The organism is Bosea sp. PAMC 26642, from assembly GCF_001562255.1.
In the GTDB taxonomy this organism is placed as follows: Bacteria; Pseudomonadota; Alphaproteobacteria; order Rhizobiales; family Beijerinckiaceae; genus Allobosea.
Genome location: NZ_CP014301.1, coordinates 5,468,545 through 5,488,390, shown reverse-complemented (window position 1 = coordinate 5,488,390; position 19,846 = coordinate 5,468,545). Strand labels below are relative to the sequence as shown.

Annotated in this window: 20 protein-coding genes; 9 read left to right on the top strand and 11 right to left on the bottom strand. The window is 66.9% G+C overall.

The window, feature by feature from the left end:
- Positions 1-111: 111 nt before the first annotated feature.
- Positions 112-1,416 carry a hypothetical protein gene (locus AXW83_RS26205; protein ID WP_066619447.1) on the top strand — a complete coding sequence of 435 codons (1,305 nt, stop codon included), beginning with the start codon at positions 112-114 and terminating at the stop codon, positions 1,414-1,416.
- Here AXW83_RS26205 and AXW83_RS26200 read toward each other — a convergent pair.
- From AXW83_RS26200 to argE, 6 genes are all read right to left on the bottom strand, one after another.
- On the bottom strand, positions 1,388-2,383 hold the full coding sequence (locus tag AXW83_RS26200) for an ABC transporter ATP-binding protein (protein ID WP_066619444.1): 996 nt from the start codon (positions 2,381-2,383) through the stop codon (positions 1,388-1,390). The two genes, AXW83_RS26205 and AXW83_RS26200, sit on opposite strands and share 29 nt — an antisense overlap.
- On the bottom strand, positions 2,380-3,378 hold the full coding sequence (locus AXW83_RS26195; protein ID WP_066621327.1) for an ABC transporter ATP-binding protein: 999 nt from the start codon (positions 3,376-3,378) through the stop codon (positions 2,380-2,382). The genes AXW83_RS26200 and AXW83_RS26195 overlap by 4 nt, the downstream gene beginning before the upstream one ends.
- A 5-nt stretch (positions 3,379-3,383) precedes the next feature.
- The gene (locus AXW83_RS26190; protein ID WP_066619442.1) at positions 3,384-4,325 is read right to left on the bottom strand and encodes an ABC transporter permease; all 942 of its coding nucleotides are present in this window, start codon (positions 4,323-4,325) and stop codon (positions 3,384-3,386) included.
- A gap of 186 nt (positions 4,326-4,511) precedes the next feature.
- Positions 4,512-5,495, bottom strand: coding sequence for an ABC transporter permease (locus tag AXW83_RS26185; protein ID WP_066619440.1), 984 nt, complete (start codon positions 5,493-5,495; stop codon positions 4,512-4,514).
- A gap of 183 nt (positions 5,496-5,678) precedes the next feature.
- The gene (locus AXW83_RS26180; protein WP_066619437.1) at positions 5,679-7,280 is read right to left on the bottom strand and encodes an ABC transporter substrate-binding protein; all 1,602 of its coding nucleotides are present in this window, start codon (positions 7,278-7,280) and stop codon (positions 5,679-5,681) included.
- Positions 7,281-7,443: 163 nt separating this feature from the next.
- Positions 7,444-8,595 carry an acetylornithine deacetylase gene (gene argE / locus AXW83_RS26175; protein ID WP_335339330.1) on the bottom strand — a complete coding sequence of 384 codons (1,152 nt, stop codon included), beginning with the start codon at positions 8,593-8,595 and terminating at the stop codon, positions 7,444-7,446.
- Between the two features lie 389 nt (positions 8,596-8,984).
- On the opposite strand from argE, the gene AXW83_RS26170 reads away from it, so the two are divergent.
- The 3 genes from AXW83_RS26170 to AXW83_RS26160 are packed head-to-tail and all read left to right on the top strand — an operon-like array spanning position 8,985 to position 11,056.
- Positions 8,985-9,953: a threonine ammonia-lyase gene (locus AXW83_RS26170; protein WP_066619433.1), complete on the top strand. Its 969-nt coding sequence runs from the start codon at positions 8,985-8,987 to the stop codon at positions 9,951-9,953.
- A 31-nt stretch (positions 9,954-9,984) separates the two neighbouring features.
- Entirely contained in the window at positions 9,985-10,377 is a 393-nt protein-coding gene (locus AXW83_RS26165) for a VOC family protein (RefSeq protein ID WP_236841779.1), read from the top strand.
- A gap of 40 nt (positions 10,378-10,417) precedes the next feature.
- Positions 10,418-11,056 (top strand): VOC family protein, encoded by a 639-nt coding sequence (locus AXW83_RS26160; RefSeq protein ID WP_066619431.1) that lies wholly within the window; start codon positions 10,418-10,420, stop codon positions 11,054-11,056.
- A gap of 57 nt (positions 11,057-11,113) precedes the next feature.
- Here AXW83_RS26160 and AXW83_RS26155 read toward each other — a convergent pair whose 3' ends face one another.
- Complete coding sequence (locus AXW83_RS26155) at positions 11,114-12,166, bottom strand: tlde1 domain-containing protein (protein ID WP_066619429.1); 1,053 nt, start codon at positions 12,164-12,166, stop codon at positions 11,114-11,116.
- Between the two features lie 332 nt (positions 12,167-12,498).
- On the opposite strand from AXW83_RS26155, the gene AXW83_RS26150 reads away from it, so the two are divergent.
- The 5 genes from AXW83_RS26150 to AXW83_RS26130 all read left to right on the top strand — a co-directional run bounded on the left by AXW83_RS26150 (position 12,499) and on the right by AXW83_RS26130 (position 15,794).
- Entirely contained in the window at positions 12,499-13,671 is a 1,173-nt protein-coding gene (locus AXW83_RS26150) for a M20 aminoacylase family protein (protein WP_066619427.1), read from the top strand.
- A gap of 83 nt (positions 13,672-13,754) precedes the next feature.
- Positions 13,755-14,018, top strand: a complete 264-nt coding sequence (locus AXW83_RS26145; RefSeq protein WP_066619425.1) for a type II toxin-antitoxin system RelB/DinJ family antitoxin — start codon at positions 13,755-13,757, stop codon at positions 14,016-14,018.
- Entirely contained in the window at positions 14,005-14,286 is a 282-nt protein-coding gene (locus AXW83_RS26140) for a type II toxin-antitoxin system YafQ family toxin (protein ID WP_066619422.1), read from the top strand. The genes AXW83_RS26145 and AXW83_RS26140 overlap by 14 nt, the downstream gene beginning before the upstream one ends.
- Before the next feature lie 48 nt (positions 14,287-14,334).
- Positions 14,335-15,441, top strand: a complete 1,107-nt coding sequence (locus tag AXW83_RS26135) for an NAD(P)/FAD-dependent oxidoreductase (protein ID WP_066619420.1) — start codon at positions 14,335-14,337, stop codon at positions 15,439-15,441.
- 11 nt (positions 15,442-15,452) lie between these two features.
- On the top strand, positions 15,453-15,794 hold the full coding sequence (locus AXW83_RS26130) for a hypothetical protein (protein ID WP_156640448.1): 342 nt from the start codon (positions 15,453-15,455) through the stop codon (positions 15,792-15,794).
- 213 nt (positions 15,795-16,007) lie between these two features.
- Here the strand turns inward: AXW83_RS26130 and eda are convergent, their stop codons facing one another.
- The 4 genes from eda to AXW83_RS26110 form a co-directional block, all read right to left on the bottom strand.
- Positions 16,008-16,652, bottom strand: coding sequence for a bifunctional 4-hydroxy-2-oxoglutarate aldolase/2-dehydro-3-deoxy-phosphogluconate aldolase (gene eda / locus AXW83_RS26125; protein ID WP_066619416.1), 645 nt, complete (start codon positions 16,650-16,652; stop codon positions 16,008-16,010).
- Positions 16,653-16,682: 30 nt separating this feature from the next.
- Positions 16,683-17,384: a 6-phosphogluconolactonase gene (locus AXW83_RS26120; protein ID WP_066619414.1), complete on the bottom strand. Its 702-nt coding sequence runs from the start codon at positions 17,382-17,384 to the stop codon at positions 16,683-16,685.
- Complete coding sequence (gene zwf, locus AXW83_RS26115) at positions 17,384-18,889, bottom strand: glucose-6-phosphate dehydrogenase (RefSeq protein WP_066619408.1); 1,506 nt, start codon at positions 18,887-18,889, stop codon at positions 17,384-17,386. The genes AXW83_RS26120 and zwf overlap by 1 nt, the downstream gene beginning before the upstream one ends.
- Before the next feature lie 175 nt (positions 18,890-19,064).
- Entirely contained in the window at positions 19,065-19,817 is a 753-nt protein-coding gene (locus AXW83_RS26110) for an ABC transporter ATP-binding protein (RefSeq protein WP_066619406.1), read from the bottom strand.
- Positions 19,818-19,846: the final 29 nt, after the last annotated feature.

Genomic DNA, 19,846 nt, shown 5'->3' with positions numbered 1-19,846 from the left:
CCGTGTCAGTGTTGCGCCGCACCTACAGCCGGCCGGACGGACGCGCGCTACGGTGCGGCGGGGTTGATGTCCTGGGCTTTTCCGGGGGCGACCCATGCCCGGTTAGCCAAGATGATCCGCCGCAACGCCCAAGCCCCGCTCGACCCCGCAACCGACGCCGCGCTGCTGCTGCGCCGCATCGGTTTCGCAACGCTGGCGCTCGCGCTGCCGATAGCGTCTCTGGTCTCGCGCCGGGCCGGCGTCGTGCTGGTGCCGATCGGCGTCGTGCTGCTGGTGATCTCATCGCTGGTCGAGGAGCCGGCCTCGTTCGTCTCGACACTGAAGCGGTCCGTGCTGAGCCGTGCCGGCTTCATCCTCGTCGGGCTCGTCTGCTGGGCGATCCTGTCGCTGATCTGGAGCCCCTATACGTTTTCGGCGAGCGAGAAGGCGAGCAATCTGGCGCTGGCCGTGCTGCTCGGCTTTTGCGGCACGGCGGCGCTGCCCGAGCGTATGCGCGCCTCGAACCTCAACCTCGTCGCGCTCGGCACCGGCCTCGCCGCGATCTTCGCGCTCGGGCTGATCGTGGCGGCGGCGCTGCGCGAGAGCGATACGGGGATCAACCCCGGCAGCGTCGAGCGGGGCATCAGCGTCGTGCTGATCATGGCGTGGCCGGCGCTCGCCTGGCTCCTGTCGCGGGCGCGGGGCCTCAGCGCGCTCGGGCTGGCGCTCGTCGTGGGCCTGCTCGCCCTGACGCGGTTCGAGGATGGCGAGGCCGTCGCCATGATCTGCGGGGCGGTCGCCTTCGGCGCGGTGTCGGCCAATCGCGCCAAGGCGGTCAACGCCATCGCGATGCTGGTCGCCGGGCTGATGCTGTTTGCGCCGCTCCTGCCCTTCCTGCTGGTGCCGCTGGTGTCCGTGCTGCCGGCCAGCGTCGGCGAGTTCGCGCTGTCGCTCGACATCTGGGCCGACATCGTCACGCGCGAGCCGGTCCAGCTGATCACCGGCCACGGGCTCGACACCGTGCTGCGCGGCCGCACCACCGGCGGATTGCCGCAGCAGACGCCGACGACCCTGCTGTTCGAGACCTGGTACGAACTGGGCATCGTCGGCGCGGCGGCGGCTTCGAGCTGCCTCTATTTCGCGATCAGGGCGGCAGGCCGCATGCCGGGCGCGCTCGCGGCCGGCGGCGTCGCGGCCTATATCACCGCCTTCGCGCTGGCCGTGCTCGGTTTTGCGACGCTGCAGACCTGGTGGCTGATGACGCTCGTCTCGGTCGCGCTGCTGTTTGCGGCGATCGCGCGCGGCCAATACCGGACCGACCGGCCGATCGCGCCTTACGCCCAGAACCGGCGCAAGACCGACATGCTTCCGGTCGGGCGCACCACCGAGACGCGCCAGACACTGGCGATCAAGCCGCTGCGGCGCGCCCCGCATTGACGGCGTGACAGGCGACACCATCGATCACCGGCGGATTCTCCATGCGGCAGCGGTCGAAGACCAGCGGGCAGCGCGGATGGAAGGTGCAGCCCGAGGGCGGCGAGATCGGGTTGGGGATTTCGCCCTTCACGCCTTCGCGCGCCTTGCCGACCATGGCGATGTCGGGCACCGCGTCGAGCAGCATCCGCGTGTAGGGATGACGCGGATTGGAGAACAGGCTCCTGCTTTCGGAAACCTCGACGAGGCGGCCGAGATACATCACGCCGATGCGTGTCGCCATGTGCCCGACGACCGCCAGGTTGTGGCTGATGAACAGGTAGGTCAGCCCGAATTTCTGCTGCAGGTCGCGCATCAGGTTGAGGATCTGGGCCTGGACCGAGACGTCGAGCGCCGAGGTCGGCTCGTCGCAGACGATGAACTCGGCATTCGAGGCGAGCGCGCGGGCGATGGCGATGCGCTGGCGCTGGCCCCCGGAGAATTCGTGCGGGAATTTGGCGCGATCGTCGGGATGCAGGCCGACCAGCGTCAGCAGTTCGCCGACGCGGGCGAGGATGGCGGCCTCGCCGTCGACGATCTTAAAGGCGCGGATCGGCTCGGCGATGATGCGCCCGACGCGCCAGCGCGGATTGAGCGACGCGTAAGGGTCCTGGAAGATCATCTGGATGCGGCGGCGCAGGCGCTGGCGTTCCTGGGCCACGTCGACGTCGTTCATCGAGACGCCGGCGATCGCGACCGTGCCGTCAGAGGGGGGCATCAGGCCCACGACCATGCGCGCGACAGTGGACTTGCCCGAGCCCGACTCACCCACCAGCGCGAAGGTCTCGCCCCGACGGATATCGAAGGAGACGCCGTCCACCGCCTTGAGATATTGCCGGGGCGCATTCTCCAGCACCCGGTTGAGCCAGGGCTTCGAGACGTCGAAGACGCGGCGCAGGTCGCGGACGCGGACGAAGGGCGCTTCACTCACGCTGCGATCTCCGATCTGGTCTCGTCGTAGAGATGGCAGGCAACCTTGCGGTCGCCGACCTGGATCAGTTCGGGCCGTTCGACATGGCAGCGCGCGAAGACCTGCGCACAGCGCGGATTGAAGGCGCAGCCCGGCGGGATTGCCGAGAGCCGCGGCATCGAGCCGGGAATCTGGACCAGCCGCTCGGCGTCGCCTTCCAGCGAAGGGATCGCGCCCATCAGGCCCTTGGCATAGGGGTGGAGCGGCTGCTTCACCACCTCGCGCACGGGGCCGATCTCGACGATGCGGCCGGCATACATCACCGCCACCCGGTCGGCGGTCTCGGCGATGACGCCCATATCGTGGGTGACCAGCATGACCGAGGTGCCGCGCTCCTTGCAGAGCCTTTTTATGAGGGCGATGATCTGGGCCTGCACCGAGACGTCGAGCGCGGTCGTCGGCTCGTCGGCGATGATGAATTCGGGTTCGGCGCAAAGCGCGAGCGCGATCACCACGCGCTGGCGCATGCCGCCGGAGAACTCGTGCGGATAGCCGTCGATACGGCGTTCAGGCGCCGGGATGCCGACCTCGTCGAGCAAGGCGATGGCACGCTTGCGGGCCTCCGCCGCACTGAGATCGGTATGGACGCGGATCGTCTCGATCAGCTGCTCGCCGACGCGGTAGAGCGGGTTCAGGCTTGTCAGCGGATCCTGAAAGATCATGCCGATGCGCTTGCCCCGGACCTTGCGCATGGCATCGGCGGCTAAGTCGTCGACGCGTTCGCCCGAGAGCAGCACCTGCCCGCCCGTGATGCGGCCGGGCGGATCGATCAGACCGATGATGGCCGAGCCGGTGACGGATTTGCCGGCGCCCGATTCGCCGACGACGCCGAGCACTTCGCCACGCGCGACATCGAAGGAGATCGCGTCGAGCGCGCGAAGCGTGGCGCGGCGGGTGATGAACTCGACGGTGAGGTCGCGCACGGAGAGCACCGGCACGGTTTCCTGAGGCTGCATCACGCTCACCTCAATTTCGGGTTGAGCGCATCGCGCAGCCAGTCGCCGAACAGGTTGATCGACAAGGCGAGCAGCACGAGCACGAGCGAGGGAAAGAGCAGGATCCACCACTCCCCGGAGAAGAGATATTGCTGGCCGAAGCGGATCAGGGTGCCGAGCGAAGGCTGAGTCGGAGGCATGCCGACACCGAGAAAGGACAGGGTCGCCTCCTCGATGACCGCGAGCGCGAGGTTGATCGTGGCGATGACCAGCACGGGGCCTGTGACATTGGGCAGGACGTGCTTCAGCATCACCGGCCAGGCCTTCAGCCCGATTAGCCGGGCGGCATCGACATAGACCTTGTTTTTCTCCACCAGCGTCGAGCCGCGCACGGTGCGGGCAAATTGGGCCCAGTTCGACAGGCCGATGGCGGCGACGAGCACGAAGAGCGTCGCGCGTTCCTGCAGTGCCGGCGGGATCAGCCCGCGCGCCACGCCGAAGACGAGCAGCGCCACCAAAATCGCCGGGAAGGAGAGCTGGATGTCGGCGGTGCGCATGATCAGCGCCTCGGTGCGACCGCCGACATAGCCGGCGACGAGGCCCAGGCCCACGCCGATAACGAGCGAGAACAGGACTGAGGCGGCGCCAACCAGCAGCGATATGCGCGAGCCGTAGAGGATGGCCGAGAAGATGTCGCGGCCCTGGGCGTCGGAGCCGAGCCAGAAGACTTTTCCGGTGATCTCGTTGGGCTCCATCGGCCGGGAGAAGCCGTCGGAGAGGTCGAGCGAGGCCGGGTCGAACGGGTCGTAGGGCGCGATCAGGGGGGCTGCGACCGCCGCCAGCACGAGCAGCAGCGCCAGCACGGTAGCTGCGACCGTGACCGGCGAGGAGCGGAAGGAAAAGGCGAGGTCGGAATCCCAGAGTCGCGCGAGGCGGCCGGGAGGTTTGGGGATGGGACGTGTCGTCATGGCGCATCCCCTGTCATTCCAGGGCTTCGCGTAGCGAAGAACCCGGAACCCACGACCGGGCGAGACCTGTCGTGGAGATTGAGACGCGAACGTCGACCAAATCTGGTTCGCCCGGTCGTGGGTTCCGGGTTCGGCCCTTCGGGCCGCCCCGGAATGACAAGGGGGGTGGTTCTGCTCATCTCGACCTCACTTCGCCATGGCCGGATTGCCGGTGCGCAGGCGCGGATCGAGCGCGACATAGACGAGGTCGACGATCAGCGAGGTCAGCACGAAGACGAAGGCGACGAAAAGCAGATAGGCCGACATCACCGGCACATCGACGAACTGCACGGCGGTGACGAAGAGCGCGCCCAGCCCCGGCCACTGAAACACCGTCTCGGTGACGATGGCGAAGGCGATGACGCCGCCGAGCTGCAGGCCGGCGATGGTGATGACCGGGATCATGGTGTTACGCAGCGCATGGCGGAATTCGATGCGGCGCTCGGGAATCCCGCGCGCCCTTGCGAAGCGGATGAAGTCGGCCCGCATGACCTCCAGCATCTCGGAGCGGACGAGGCGCATGATCAAAGTGAGCTGGAGGAAGCCGAGGGTCAGCACCGGCATGACCAGCGATTTCAGGCCGCTGATGGTGAGCAGCCCCGTGGTCCACCAGCCGATCTTGACGGTGTCGCCGCGCCCGAAGGAAGGGAGCCAGCGCAGTTCGACGGCGAAGATGTAGATCAGGCCGATGCCGATCAGGAAGGTCGGCAGGCTGACGCCGATCAGCGAGAGCGACATCACAAGGTTGGCGATCCAGCCGTCGCGCCTGATCGCGGCATAGACGCCGAGCGCGATGCCGGCGACGAAGGCGAAGATGGCCGAGAGCACGGCGAGCTCGACAGTGGCGGGCAGGCGCTCGAGGATCAGCGAGGAGACTTTTCGGCCCTGGCGGTAGGAGATGCCGAAATCGCCGCGCGCCGCATCCCAGACGAAGCGGGCGAACTGCAGCGGCACGGGGTCGTTGAGGCCGAGCCGCTCCGTCAATTCCGCGCGATCCTGCAAGGTCGCCTCCTGCCCCATCATGTTGACGACAGGGTCGCCGACGAAGCGGAACATCGAGAAGGCGATGAAGGCGACGGCGAGCATCACCACCAGCCCCTGCATCAGCGAGCGCAGGATATAGGCGAGCATCGCGGGGTTACTCTCCGAGGACCATGTTGCCCCAGTCACACCCTCCGCCATCATCCCGGACGCAGCGAAGCGGAGATCCGGGATCCATGCCGGAACGGTTCAGGCATGAAACCCGGATCAGCGCCGCTTTCGCGGCTTGTCCGGGATGACGGCGGTGGTTCACGCGTCTGGACGACAAGGGGACTACGAGCCCTTGAAGCTCACCATCTTCAGCTTCGGGTTGTTAGCGACGTCGACCGGGATGTCGAGCGTCGCATTCATCCCGTAGCTGAGCGACTGGTGGTGGATCGGCAGGTAGATCGTCTCGTCCTTCAGCTTGGCCCAGAGCTTGGTGATGGTCGCGTTGCGCCTGGGGATATCGACCTCCTTCGAGAGCGACTCGATCTGGGTATCGACCTCGGCGTCCTTGAAGCCGGTCGCGTTCCACGAGCCCTGCGAACCGGTGCGGCTGTGGTACATGTACGAGAAGATGTAGTCGCTGTCATAGGTCGGCACGCCCCAGCCGACGAGGTAGAACTCGGTCTCCGGCGGGTTCTTCTGGATCAGGTTGAAGTGGATCGACTTCGACTGCGAGACCAGGTTCACCTTGACGCCGATCTGGCCGAACATGCCGACCGCCGCCTGGCAGATGCCCTCGTCATTGACATAGCGGTCGTTGGGGCAGTGCAGGGTGGTCGAGAAGCCGTTCGGGTAGCCCGCTTCAGCCAGCAGCGCCTTGGCCTTGGCGACGTCGGTCGGGGGTGCCGCATCGAGTTCCTTGGTCCAGCCGTTGACGAAGGGCGGCATGATGATGCCGGTCGGCACCGACTCGCCGCGCATCACGACGCGCTGGATCGCCGGGCGGTTGATCGCCATGTTGAGCGCCTGGCGCACCTTCTTGTCGGCGAAGGGGTTCTTGCCCTGGACGTCGTCGCCCTTGAGGTCGGCGGACGCCACATCCATGCCGAAGAAGATGGTGCGGTTCTCGGCGCCGGAGGTGACGCGGATCTTGGGCTGGCTCTTGAGCCTTGCGATGTCCTGCACCGGCACGTCCTGGACGAAATCGACCTCGCCCGAGAGCAGCGCCGCGACGCGGGTGGCGTCCTGCTTGATCGGCACGAGCGTCAGCTCGGTGATCTCGAGCGGCACCTTGGCCTTGTTCCAGTAGCCATCATTGCGCTTCATCACCGTCTTCACGTCGGCCTCGCGCGAGACCAGTATGAAGGGGCCGGTGCCGTTGGCGTTGCGGACGGCGAAATTCTCTTCCTTGTTCTTGAAGTCCTGGGCCTTGGTGGCGTTGTTCTTCTCCGCCCAGGCCTTGCTCATGATCCGGATCGAGGAGGTGTTGTTGACCAGCAGCGGGTTGGGGCCCTTGGTCTTGATCAGCACGGTCATGTCGTCGGTCTTGGAGACCTTCTCGACCGAGGTCAGGTAGCCCTTGAAGTCCGAGGTCGGCTGCATGGCGCGCTCATAGGAGAACACCACGTCTTCAGCCGTGAATGGCGAACCGTCATGGAACTTGATGCCGGGCTGCAGCTTGAATTCCCAGGTCGTCGGATCGTCGGGCAGGACGCGCCAGGAGGTGGCGAGCAGCGGCTCCAGCTTGCCGGTATGGTCGCGCTCGGTCAGGCTTTCGTACATCTGCTGGTTGAGCGAGGTCGTCGGCCCTTCGTTCTGGCTGTGGGGATCGATCGTCAGGGCGTCGCCCGCGGCGGCCCATTTCAGCGGGCGCGCCTCGGCTGCGGCGATTGCGACAACGGAGGCGCCGATCAGAGCGGCCGCCAGAGCGATTAAACGCGGTTTCATGAGATCATGCCTCCAAGGGCGGCCCGCGATCGGGCCCGAGAAACGCAGATGTTAGGCAACGAGCGCGCGCGAGTCACGGGTCTCATGCGCGCAAAACGCATGACGAAAGTCGCATGATGCCCAAAGGAGCGGCAGTTGACGCTAACAGGAGAAGCGCCTTCGCTCAGCGCGACAATTCGGCGATCACGCCGCGCACGAAGGTCGCGCCGGCATCCAGCTGCGCCACGGTGATGAACTCGTCGGGCTGGTGCGCCTGGGCGATGTCGCCCGGTCCGCAGACCACGGTGGACCAGCCTTCGCCCTGGAAGAGTCCGCCCTCGGTGCCATAAGCGACGACATGGCTGCCATTGTCGCCGGTCAGCCGCCGCGACAGCGCCTCCGCCTCGCCGTCGACCTCCGGGCCCAGCGGCGGCGTGAAGGAGGTGATTTCGACATCGATGCCCGATGCCGGCGCGATCGCCTTCATCTGCGCCTCCAACTCGGCGACCTTCGCCTTGTAGCGGCCGACGAAATCGCCGTCCTGGTCGCCGGGGATGACGCGGACCTCATGGCTGAACATGCAGTGCTCGGCGGTGATGTTGACCGCCGTGCCGCCCTGGACGACGCCGACATGCAAGGTCGTGTAGGGCGGCTCGAAGGGGTTGTCGTTTTGCGTGCGGAGCTTGTTCTCCGCCATCACCTCGTCGTGCCAGGCGATCAGCTTCCCTGCGATCATCACGGCCGGCACGCCGATATCGACGCGGCTGGAATGGACGGCGTGGCCGCGCACGGTGGTGCGCAGGCGCGTGCCGCCCTTGTGGCCGGTGACGACCTGCATCATCGAGGGCTCGCCGACGATCACGGCCGAAGGCTTCAGCCCCGCCGCCGTCATCGCCTTGGCGAGGATGCGGGCGCCCAGGCAGCCGACCTCCTCGTCATAGGACAAGGCGATATGGACCGGGCGCTTGAGCGGTGCCGCCAGCATCTCGGGCACCAGCGCGAGTGCGATCGCGTCGAAGCCCTTCATGTCGCAGGCGCCGCGGCCATAGAGCTTGCCGTCGCGCTCGGTCAGCGTCCAGGGATCCGAGGTCCAGTCCTGCCCCGCGACCGGCACCACATCGGTATGGCCCGAGAGCACGACGCCGCCATCGACCTTGGGGCCGATGGTCGCAAAGAGGTTGGCTTTCTGTCCGTCCTCGCTTGGCACCAGCGTACTCTCGACGCCGTGGCTTGCGAGGTAGTCGCGGCAGAAATGGATCAGGTCGAGATTGCTGCGCTGCGATTCCGTATTGAACGAAACCAGTCGGGCGAGCATCTCCTTGGGCGTCAGCTTCACGTCGTCGATCTCCAAAGCCCGGGGGGCAGGCAGGTTTCGTGCCGCAGGCTAGGCCGATAACGCGCGGGGTCAATGCGGGCGATCCGAAGGGACAATGCGATCGCCTGCAAGCTGGAGCGCGACGCTTGTTTCTCCTTCCCCCCGCTTGCGGTGGGGAAGGCCGGGATGAGGGGCAGGACGACCGGGCGAGCCAACTGCCGTCATGTCGAACCCGGTCGTCCGGCCCCCACCCTACCCTCCCCACCGCAAGCGGGGGGAGGGGATCGGCGACGTCTCGCTCAAAACATAGTCATGATCGCAGGTAGCGCTTCACCGGGCTTGCGCAGGTCGCGCTCGCCTATCGCAGCCACATGCCTATAAGGGCAGAGTTTCCAGACGAGGCCCGTGCCATGCAATTCGACGTCACTCTCGCAGACATCCAGGCTGCCGCGACGCGCATTGCCGGCAAGGTCAGGCGCACGCCGACCTGGCACAGCGCCGGCCTCTCGGCGCGGCTCGGCGTCGAGACCGTGGTCAAGGTTGAGGCGCTGCAGCTCGCCGGCTCGTTCAAGGTGCGCGGCTGCTTCAACAAGCTGATGGGGATGAGCGAGGCCGAACTGGCGCGCGGCGTCGTCACGGTCTCGGGCGGAAACCATGCCATCGCCATCTCGGTCGTCGCCAAGGCGATGGGCACGCGCGCGCTGGTGCTGATGCCGAAGGACGTCGCGCCGTTCAATATCGAACTGACCAAGAGCGCCGGCGGCGAGGTCGAGCTTTGCGAGGACGCGATCGAGGCCTTCGCCAGGGCTGAGGACTACGCCGCCAAAGGCATGACCAACGTCCATTCCTATGACGACCCGGCGATCATCGCCGGGCACGGCACACTTGGCCTCGAACTCTCCAGCGATGCCGGCGGCCGGCTCGACCATGTCTTCATTTCGATCGGCGGAGGCGGCTTCTGCGCCGGTGTCGGCGCCGCCCTGAAGGGCCTCGATCCGGCCGTGCGTATCCACGGCGTCGAGACGGCGGGCGCCACGACGATGACGCAGGCGCTCGAAGCCGGGCAGCCTGTCCCGATCCGGCCGACCTCGATCGCCCGCACATTGGGCGCCCCCTTCGCCACCGAGCGCACCATGGCGGCGGCGCAGCAGTTCCTCGAGGACATCATCGTGGTGCCCGATGCGGACGCCGTGCGCGAGATCGTCTGGGTGCTGCAGAACGGGCGCGTGCTGCTGGAGCCGGCGGCGGCCTGCGTGGTGGCCGCGGCGATCGCGAACAAGGACATGTTCCAGCCGGGCGAGCGGGTCGGACTGGTGCTCTGCGGCTCGAACGTCGCGCTGGAGGATCTGGCGGCGTGGCGCGCGGAGTTCGGGGTTTAGTGGGGCATAGACCTGCGGATCGGATATTGCAGTGAATCTGGGCGGAATCAGCAATCTCGACCACACCGTCATCCTGTGCAGCAAGATGGCGGAAACACGCGCGTTCTATCGCGATGTCATGCAGTTCACGATCGAGACCGACCTTGAGAACTGGGTCAGCTTTCGCGTCGGCGCGGCTCTGCTGTCGCTGCGCCCGCGCGGCGTGTGGAGCGTTTGCGACGATGGCGCGTCGATGCCGGGGTCTGCATCCGTCCAGCTCGCCTTTCGCGTGCCGCCACCGGCCGTCGACGCCTGCCATGCCGAACTGGTCGCCAAGGGCGTGCCTCTTCTGAGGCCGCCGACAGACCTGCCCAACTGGCGTCACCGCACGTTGTTCTTCCGCGACCCGGAGGACAACATCATCGAGATCTACGCGGAATATTGACGTCCTGCGTCAATAGGCGCGCGACCAGAAGCACCTCGCCATGCTGCAACTCGACCACATCACCGTCATCGCTCCGAACCTGACGGAGGGCGTCGCCCATGTCAGGGCCTGCCTCGACCTCGACGTCCCCTTTGGTCAGCGCCATGACTATATGGGCACGTACAACCACCTGCTTCAGCTCGGGGATGCCGTCTATCTGGAAATCGTCGCTCTCGACCCCGAAGCCGATGCGCCGGCCCGCCCGCGCTGGTTCGGTTTGGACGACCGGACATCCGTCCGGACGGCCTGGGACAAGGGGCAGCGCCTGCGCGGCTGGGTCGCGCGAACCGACGGCATCGACGCGATCCTCATAGGCCGCCGTTCCCTCTTCGGCCGGAAGGTCGCGCTGCCGTTCGTCAACCCGACCTTCGACTTCGCCATCCCCGAAGATGGCTCGCTGCCTCTGGGCGGCGCGGCGCCCTCCCTCATCGACAGGCGCGGCAAGCCGCGTTCGATGGCCACGATCGCCGATCTCGGCGCACGACTGGGACACCTCGTTCTCGAACATCCCGACCCGGTCTCCGTGGCGAACCTTTACCGCGAACTGACCATCGATCGTCCGCCCGTGATCGTGCAGGGCGCCGAATTGCGCTATCGCGCGCAGATCGAGACGCCGGCAGGGCCGAGGGAGTTGACCTGAGCGCTGTCGTGCCCTCCGCGCCACCTTTTCAGGCCGGGCGGGGCAAATCCATGTCCGTCAGCCCATGCTGGCGACGACTACGAGGCGCTTGATCTCGCCCCTCAGAAAGGCTTGCAGGAATTTCTCATAGTCCTTGAAGGAGACGCAGCCGTTGGAATCGCCCCGGGGCCCGAGGAGATAGGTATGGGCCAGGAGCCCGGCGCGGCCGTGGATGGCGCCGCTGCCGCCGACCGGGTTGAGACGGATGGCACGGACGCCGTGGAACAGCGCCTCGCGCTCGGTCAGATCGTAGACATGAGGCGGCGTGACGCCCTGCATCCTGACATGGGCGAAGCGCGGGTCGTCCATCTTGTCGCCGAGGCCCGAATGCGCCTCCAGCCTATCGCCATTGGGCATGTAGACCATGCGTGCGCCGATGTCGTAGACGGCCGTCGCACGGGCCAGCGAGGGAGCGGTCGGCGAGGCCGGGCTGAGCCTCTGGCCGCGACCGGCATCGACGACGTCGTCCTGCGGCGCGGCATAGGCGAGCGCCTGGCCCGCAGGCCGCTGTACGCCGAACAGCTTTTCGAAGAAGGAGCGGTTGTCCTCCGGCGCGACGGGCACAGCGGCCGTCCGGAGGCGTCGCGAAGCCTGCGGCGCGGCGATGCGCGGGCGCTCGGGCGCGGCCGGCGGGAGCAGGTCGGACGGGCGCGGCAGCGGCAGCGGCGCGCCCTCGACGAGCCGGGGCAGAATCGGCGGCAGCGGGAAGGCCGGCGGCGGAGCCGGGATAGCTTGCGCCGACTGGACGGGCGGCTCGAGCGCTATCGCAACCGGCCGGAACTCGCCGCCGAGGGGGGCGCTCTTCGCCAATGGCAGCGGTACGTGACCGAGGGCGAGGCCGGGATCGAGCAGCGGGCCGTAGCGGCCCGCCGCGGCGACGGCGACCGGGGCGGAGACCGGCGCCGTCTTATCGACGGGAGCGGGTGCCGGCGGTGCATTCCACAGCGAGATCGCGGCCAGCACGCCCAGTACCAGCGTGACGGCTGGAACGGCGCCTCGGGGCAATAGGCGGCCCTTGCGAATGCGGCTATGCGAGACGGTGCCGCGTGGTCGGCCGGTCGTGATACTCATGCGACGCAACTCTCGGGATACTCGGATACTCCTCCCCGCCCCGGACGCGCGTCAGCGATCGCCCGGCCCGCAAGCGGAGCGCCCGTTCAGCGTCGTCGGTGATGGGAAGCCCAAACTCTTTTAGTCCCGCCATTGAGCCATCTCTTGGTTAATCGCCGGTGAATCGGGTGCGGCTTTTTCGACGGGCCTGCTTCTCCGGGCGGAAGGGCATTCTCCCGTTTCCTCCCCCTCATGCGGCAACAGGCTTGGACAGCGCGGGGCCTGACGCGCTAGTTTGCGGGTGTGGCAACCCGTTTCCTGCGGGCCTGCTTTGCCTGCCCTTCGAGGATCAGATGCCCAAATCAGACGTCATCGCCGCGCTCGCGCCGGAAATCACCGCCATCCGCCGCGATCTCCATCGCCATCCCGAGCTGATGTACGACGTCCACCGCACCGCGGGCGTCGTCGCCGAGAAGCTCAAGGCCTGGGGCGTCGACGAGGTCGTGACCGGCATCGGCCAGACCGGCGTCGTCGGCGTGATCAAGGGCAAGGGTCAGGCCTCGGGCAAGGTCATCGCGATGCGCGCCGACATGGATGCGCTTCCGATCCACGAGGAGACCAACCTGCCGCACCGCTCGACCGTGCCGGGCAAGATGCACGCCTGCGGCCATGACGGGCACACCGCCATGCTGCTGGGCGCCGCGAAATACCTCGCCGAGACGCGCGATTTCGACGGCACGGCCGTGCTGATCTTCCAGCCGGCGGAGGAAGGCGGCGCCGGCGCCAAGGCGATGATCGAGGACGGCATGATGGCGCGTTTCGGCGTGCAGGAGGTCTACGGCCTGCACAATAAGCCGGGTCTGGCCATCGGCGAGTTCGCCACCCGCAAGGGGCCGATCATGGCTGCCGCCGACCGCATCCACATCAAGATTGAAGGCAAGGGCGGCCATGCGGCAGCCCCGCACCAGGTCAAGGATCCGATCGTCGCAGCCTGCCAGTTGGTCACAGCGCTGCAGACCGTGTCGTCGCGCAATGCCGACCCGCTCGATTCCGTCGTCGTATCGATCACGGCTCTGAACGCCGGCGAGGCGTTCAACGTCATTCCGCAGACGGTCGAGATCAAGGGCTCGATCCGGACGCTGACCGCCGAGATGCGTGCGCTGGCGCAGAAGCGCATCACCGAGATCACCGACGGCCTGATGAAGGCCTTCGAAATGAAATATGACCTCGAATACCATCTCGGCTATCCCGTGACGGTCAACCATGCCGGCCAGACCGATTTCATCACAAGCGTCACCAAGAACGTCTTCGGCAAGCAGGCGATCGACACCGAAGTGCCGCCGACCATGGGGTCGGAGGATTTCTCCTTCATGCTGGAGGAGCGTCCCGGCGCTTTCATCCTCATGGGCAATGGCGAGTCCGCCGGCCTCCACCACCCGGCCTACGAGTTCAACGACGAGGCCATCCCGGTCGGCGTGACCTACTGGGCGAGCCTCGTCGAAATCGCGATGCCGCAGAGGGCTTGATCACAGGCCGGCGGCGGCCGCGCCCCGATGCTTCATGGACAAGGGACGGACCTCTGGGCTACAATGTAGCCCAGAGGTGATACATGACAGAGAATGCCGTCGTCCGCGCCCGTATCGCCGAGGATGTGAAGTCCGAAGCGACCGCCGTACTTGCGACCATGGGGCTGACAGCCTCCGACGCTTTCCGGATGATGATGGTCCGGATCGCACGCGAGAAGGCCCTGCCCTTCGAGCCGCTGGTTCCCAACGAAGCGACGATCGCGGCGATGCGCGAAGCACGCGGAGGCAAGTTGCCTCGTTTCGACACCGTCGGTGCTCTGATGGACGACCTGCGTGCGGACGATTGAGCGCACCGGCCAGTTCAAGCGCGACTACAAGCGGGAAGCCAAAGGCCGACATGCCGCCACTCTGGATCGTGATCTTGTCACCATCGTCGGCGCCCTTGCGCAGGATCAGCCCTTGCTCCCACGCCAGCGCGATCATGCGCTCACCGGCGAGTGGAAAGACCATCGTGACTGCCATATCAGGCCGGATCTTGTACTGATCTATTGCAAGCCGGACGAGCAGACGCTGGTGCTCGTCCGCATGGGCTCTCACAGCGAACTGGGGCTGTAAGCAGATGAATCGATATCGGATCGATCGCGCACTGCGCGGAGGAGCCGCATGAGCGACATCGATTGTCTTGTGATTGGAGCCGGCGTGGTCGGCCTGGCCGTGGCCCGCGCGCTGGCTCTGGCGGGCCGCGAGGTCGTGATCGCAGAGGCCGCGGACGCCATCGGCACGCAGACCTCGGCGCGCAACAGCGAGGTCATCCATGCCGGGATCTACTATCCGACGGGTTCGCTGAAGGCGAAGGTCTGCGTCGAGGGACGCCAGCGCCTCTATGCCTATCTCGATGAGCGCGGCCTGCCCTACAAGGCTTGCGGCAAGATCATCGTCGCGACCTCGGCGGCTCAGCGCCCGGCGCTGGAGACGATCGCGGCACGGGCGAAGGCGTCAGGCGTCGATTCGCTGTTTTATCTCGACGCGGCTGGGGCACGGGCACGCGAGCCGGAGGTGACCTGCGAGATTGCGCTGTTCTCTCCCGAGACCGGCGTGATCGATAGCCATGCCTACATGCTGTCGCTGCTCGGCGAATGCGAGGCGGCGGGCGGCTCGCTAGCGCTGAACACGCCGATCCTGGGCTGGCGGCGCGAGGCGGAGGGCTTCAGCGTCGATTTCGGCGGCGACGACCCCACGACCTATTCGGTGCGGACGATCGTCAACTCGGCCGGGCACGGAGCGCCGCGCCTGCTGGCGACGCTGGAGGGCTTTCCGCCGGAGCACGTCCCGGTCCAGCATTTCGCCAAGGGCAACTACTTCGCGCTGCTCGGCAAGCAGCCTTTCTCGCATCTGGTCTATCCGATCCCGGAGGCGGCGGGGCTCGGCATCCACGCGACGATCGACATGGCCGGCCGGGTCAAGTTCGGCCCCGACGTGGAGTGGGTCTCCGACGACCAGGACCTAATCGTCGATCCGGCGCGCGCAGACAAATTCTACGCCGCGATCCGGACCTATTGGCCGGGGCTGCAGGACGGTGCGCTGGTCGCCGACTATGCCGGAATCAGGCCCAAGCTGCATTCGGCGAGCGAACCGATGCCCGATTTCCGGATCGACGGACCCCAGGTCCACGGCGTGCCCGATCTCGTCAACCTGCTCGGCATCGAGAGCCCGGGGCTGACCTCGTCGCTGGCGATCGCGGAGATGGTCGTCGCGGATCTGGCGCGCTGAGGATTGGCCTGATGAGAGCTAATGCAAGGCGGATCGTGGCGCTGGCGGCGTTGGCGCAGTGCTGGATTGGCTCGGGCGCGCTCGCGCAGGACCCACGCGCGCAAAGCTGGTCCGAGGTCAAATGCGCCCGCTACAGCCAGGCCTGGGCCGATGCGCTCGCGCGACGCGGCCGGCAAGGGCTTGGAACCGAGTTCATCGAAAGGCACGAGGCCTTCCTGGCGTCGGGCTGCACCGCGCAGGGCGATGTCTGCCCGCGCTCGAAGGAGGAACTCGACCTGGCCAATGTGCTGGTGCTGCTGGCGATGAATGCCGGCACGGCGAGCACCTTCCTGCCGTTCGCCTGCAGGAAGTGAAAACTGTACAGGACAGACCACCGTCATTCCGGGGCTTGGCGCAGCCAAGAGCCCGGAACCCATAAACGCTGCCAGTTCTAGACAACGCACACGGCTCGGGCGCTCTTCTCGGCGCAACCCGTGGTTATGGGTTCCGGGCTCGACCTTCGGGTCGCCCCGGAATGACCGAGGTGGTTCCCGACTCAACCTAACATGCCGAGTTTTTGCCGATGGTCAGCCCCGCAGCGCCGCGACCTTCTCGCGCGCCTCTCTCGCCAGCGTCGTCACGCGGGCCCAGTCGCGGTTGGCGATCGCGTCCGCCGGGACCAGCCAGGAGCCGCCGACGCAGATGACCTGCTTCAAGGCGAGATAATCGGCGAGATTGTTGAGACCGACGCCGCCGGTCGGGCAGAAGCTCATCTGCGGGAACGGTCCCGACAAGGCTTTCAACGCAGCCGTCCCGCCGGCCTGTTCGGCCGGGAAGAACTTGCAGGCCAGGCGGCCCGCCGAAACGGCGCGCATGCAGTCGGACGCCGTGGCGACGCCCGGCAGCCAGGGCAGGCCGGCGGCACGCATCGCATCATCGACCGATTCACTGAAGCCGGGGCTGACCACCGCCTGGGCTCCGGCCGACTTCACCTCCGAGACCTGCGCCGGCGTCACCACGGTACCGGCTACAGCCAGGATGCCGGGCACCTCGCGGGCGATGGTCTCCAGTGCGTTGAGCGCGGCCGGGCGACGCAATGTGACCTCGATCACGTCGATGCCGCCGGCGAGAAGCGCGCGGGCGAGCGGGACGGCGAGATGGGCATCCTCGATCACCACGACCGGCACGACGCCGCAGGCGGCGAGACGGGCGATTTCCGGCTGGTCGGACATGATTGAATGACTCCCTGAGACTTCGTCCGCTTAAGCCTTCGCCCAATAAACGTCGAGCCCCTGCGGCCTGCCAAGCAGCAGCCCGACGGGATAGGCGCGCGGCAAGGCCTGCTCAGTCGCCAGCGTCTGCGCCTTCTCGGCACCGGAAACCAGCAGGCAGGCCCAGCCGGCGCCGGCCAATCGCGCCGCCGAGAGCGAGATGCGCTCAGGGAGGCCGGGCGGGCGGGCGGCGACGGCGTGAAGGCCGGCGTCCGTGAGCGAGGCTGCGGCCTCGCCGGGGAAGAGGGAGGCGATATGGCCGTCGGCGCCCATGCCGCTGATCAGGATGTCGAGCGCGGGCTGAGCGGCGAGTGAGGCCGACAAGGCACCCGCCGCGGCATCGAGATCGTCGCCATGGCCATGGAAGGACAGGAAGCGCGCCTTGCCGGCCTGAAGCGGCGGAAAGCTGGCGCGGATCATGCGCTCGTTGGAGGCCGGGTCGTCGGGCGCAACGACGCGTTCGTCGGTCGGCAGGATCGTGACATTGTCCCAAGCAAGGTCATGCGCGCCGAGGCTTGCAAGAAACCGTGCCGGCGTTGTGCCGCCGGGCACGGCCATCAGCGCCCTGCCCTGCGAAGCCAGAAGCGCCTCAAGGCGGATTGCGACGGCCTTCGCCAAGGCTTCCGAGGCGTCGGCCAGCGTCTCGAATCTGTGCCAGGCCACCGGCCCGGCCGCACCAGGAACGGTCGGCATCAGGCGAAATCCGGATCGGCCCAGGAGCGGCCTTCGCGCTCGATGAGGCCGACGGCGTGCGAGGGTCCCCAGGTTCCCGCGGCGTAGCGCTGCGGATGCGGGGCGTATTCCTGCCAGCCGGCAATGATCGGATCGACCCAGGCCCAGGCCTGCTCGACCTCGTCGCGATGCATGAACAAAGTCTGGTCGCCGCGGATGACGTCGGTCAGCAGACGCTCATAGGCGTCGGGCGTGCGCTCGTCGAAGGCGGTCTCGTAGCGCAGATCGAGCTGGCGCGGCACGATCTTGAGGCGGCCGGAGCCCGGCACCTTCATCATCAGCTGGAGCTGGAGCCCGTCATTGGGCTGGAGACGAATGACGAGGCGGTTGGCGTCGAGGCGATCGCAGGCCGACGAGCCGCCGAAGATCGAATGCGGCACCGGCTTGAAGGTGACGGCGATCTCGGAATAGCGCTGCGCCATGCGCTTGCCGGTGCGCAGATAGATCGGCACGCCGGCCCAGCGCCAGTTGTCGACCTCGCAGCGCAGGGCGACGAAGGTTTCGGTGTTGCTGGCATGGCCGAGTTCGTCGGTGTATCCGCGCACGCGCTGGCCCTCGATCTGGCCCGGCCCGTATTGCCCGCGCACCGTATAGCGCTGGACATCGGGGCCGACGATCGGCCGCAAGGCCTTGAGCACCTTGATCTTCTCGTCGCGGACGGCGCCGGCCTCGAGCATGTTGGGCGGCTCGATGGCGAAGAGGCAGAGCAGCTGCATGAGATGGTTCTGGACCATGTCGCGCATATGACCGGACTTGTCGTAATAGCCGGCGCGGGTTTCGAGCCCGACGGTCTCGGCCACAGTGATCTGGACGTTGTCGATGTCGCGGCTCGACCAGGAGCGCTCGAACAGCGTGTTGGCGAAGCGCAGGACGAGCAGGTTCTGCACCGTCTCCTTGCCGAGGTAGTGGTCGATCCGGTAGGTCCGGCTTTCGGGCAGGATGGCGGCGACCGCGTCGTTGATCTCGCGGGCCGAGGCGAGATCGCGGCCGAGCGGCTTCTCCAGGATGACGCGCGAGGTCGGCGTTAGGATGTCGGCCTTGGCGAGGTTCTGGCAGATCGGGATGAACAGGTCGGGCGGAGTCGAGAGATAGAAGGAGCGCACACGGTCGCTGTCGCCGAGCGCCTGCTTCAACGCCTTGAAGGTCTCGGGCTTGAGGGCATCGGCCTGGACCACGGTCAGCCGGCGTAGGAAGTCGTCGATCTGATCGGCAGCGAGCTTCTCTTCCTTCAACCGCGTCGCTATCTGTTTCGGCAGGCCTTCCACATCTTCGTCCTTGCGGACGATGGCAAGGATGCGGCTCTCGGGCGGCAGCACGCCTTCCTGATTGCGCTGCGCCAGCGCCGGGAACAGCTTGCGCAGAGCGAGGTCGCCGCTGGCGCCGAAGATCACCAGATCAAAGGGCGGGACGGGCGTGCGCTCGCGCACGGTCTCCGGCCGGAAAGCGCGATCGGCGATGGCGTCCATGGAAATTTCTCCAGATAGGCTCTCAGAACGACAGTCGAGCCCAAGCCTGCGACAAGAATGAGACCAAGCACGACGCTTGCCAAACGCTTTGCGCCACGCGGCGACGAAGCCCAACTTCGCCCTGCTCTACGCCTTCCTGGATTGCTTCGCTACGCTCGCAATAGCACTCGGCGCTTCAGCCGGTGCGCTTGAAGCCGGCGCTGGCTGTCAGCAATTGCTGGGCATAGGCCGTCTGGGGCGCGCGGGCCGAGAGGGTGGCCGCCGTCATTTCCTCGACGCCACGGCCGAACTGCATGACCAGCAGCCGCTCGCACATATGCGCGACGACCGCGAGATCGTGGCTGACGAGGATGTAGGTGAGCTTGCGCTCATGGCGCAGGGCCTGGAGCAGGTTCAGCACCTCGGCCTGGATCGAGACGTCGAGCGCCGAGGTCGGCTCGTCGAGCAGCAGGATCGTCGGCTCCAGCACGAGGGCGCGGGCGATCGCGACACGCTGGCGCTGCCCGCCCGAGAGCTGGTGCGGATAGCGGAAGCGGAAAGACGACGGCAGCCCGACATCGGCCATGGCGCGGCCGATCCGGCCTTCCGCATCGCCGATGCCGTGGATCGCAAGCGGCTCGGCAAGGGCATCATCGACCGTCTTCTTGGGATGGAGCGAGCCGTAAGGGTCCTGGAAGACCATCTGGACGGCGCGGTAGAAGGCCTTGTCCCGATGTTTGGGCTGGAGCTTGCCGAGAATCGAGGCCTCTCCGCTCCAGTCGCGGTTCAGCCCTGCCAGCACGCGCAGCACGGTGGATTTGCCGGAGCCGGATTCGCCGACGATGCCGTAGCTCTCGCCGGGCGCCACGGTGAAGGAGAGGTCCTTCACGACATGGGAATCGCCAAAGGAGACGTTGAGCTTTTCGACCAGGATGGCGGGTTGGGTCATGCGGGCAACTCGCTGTCATTCCGGGGCTT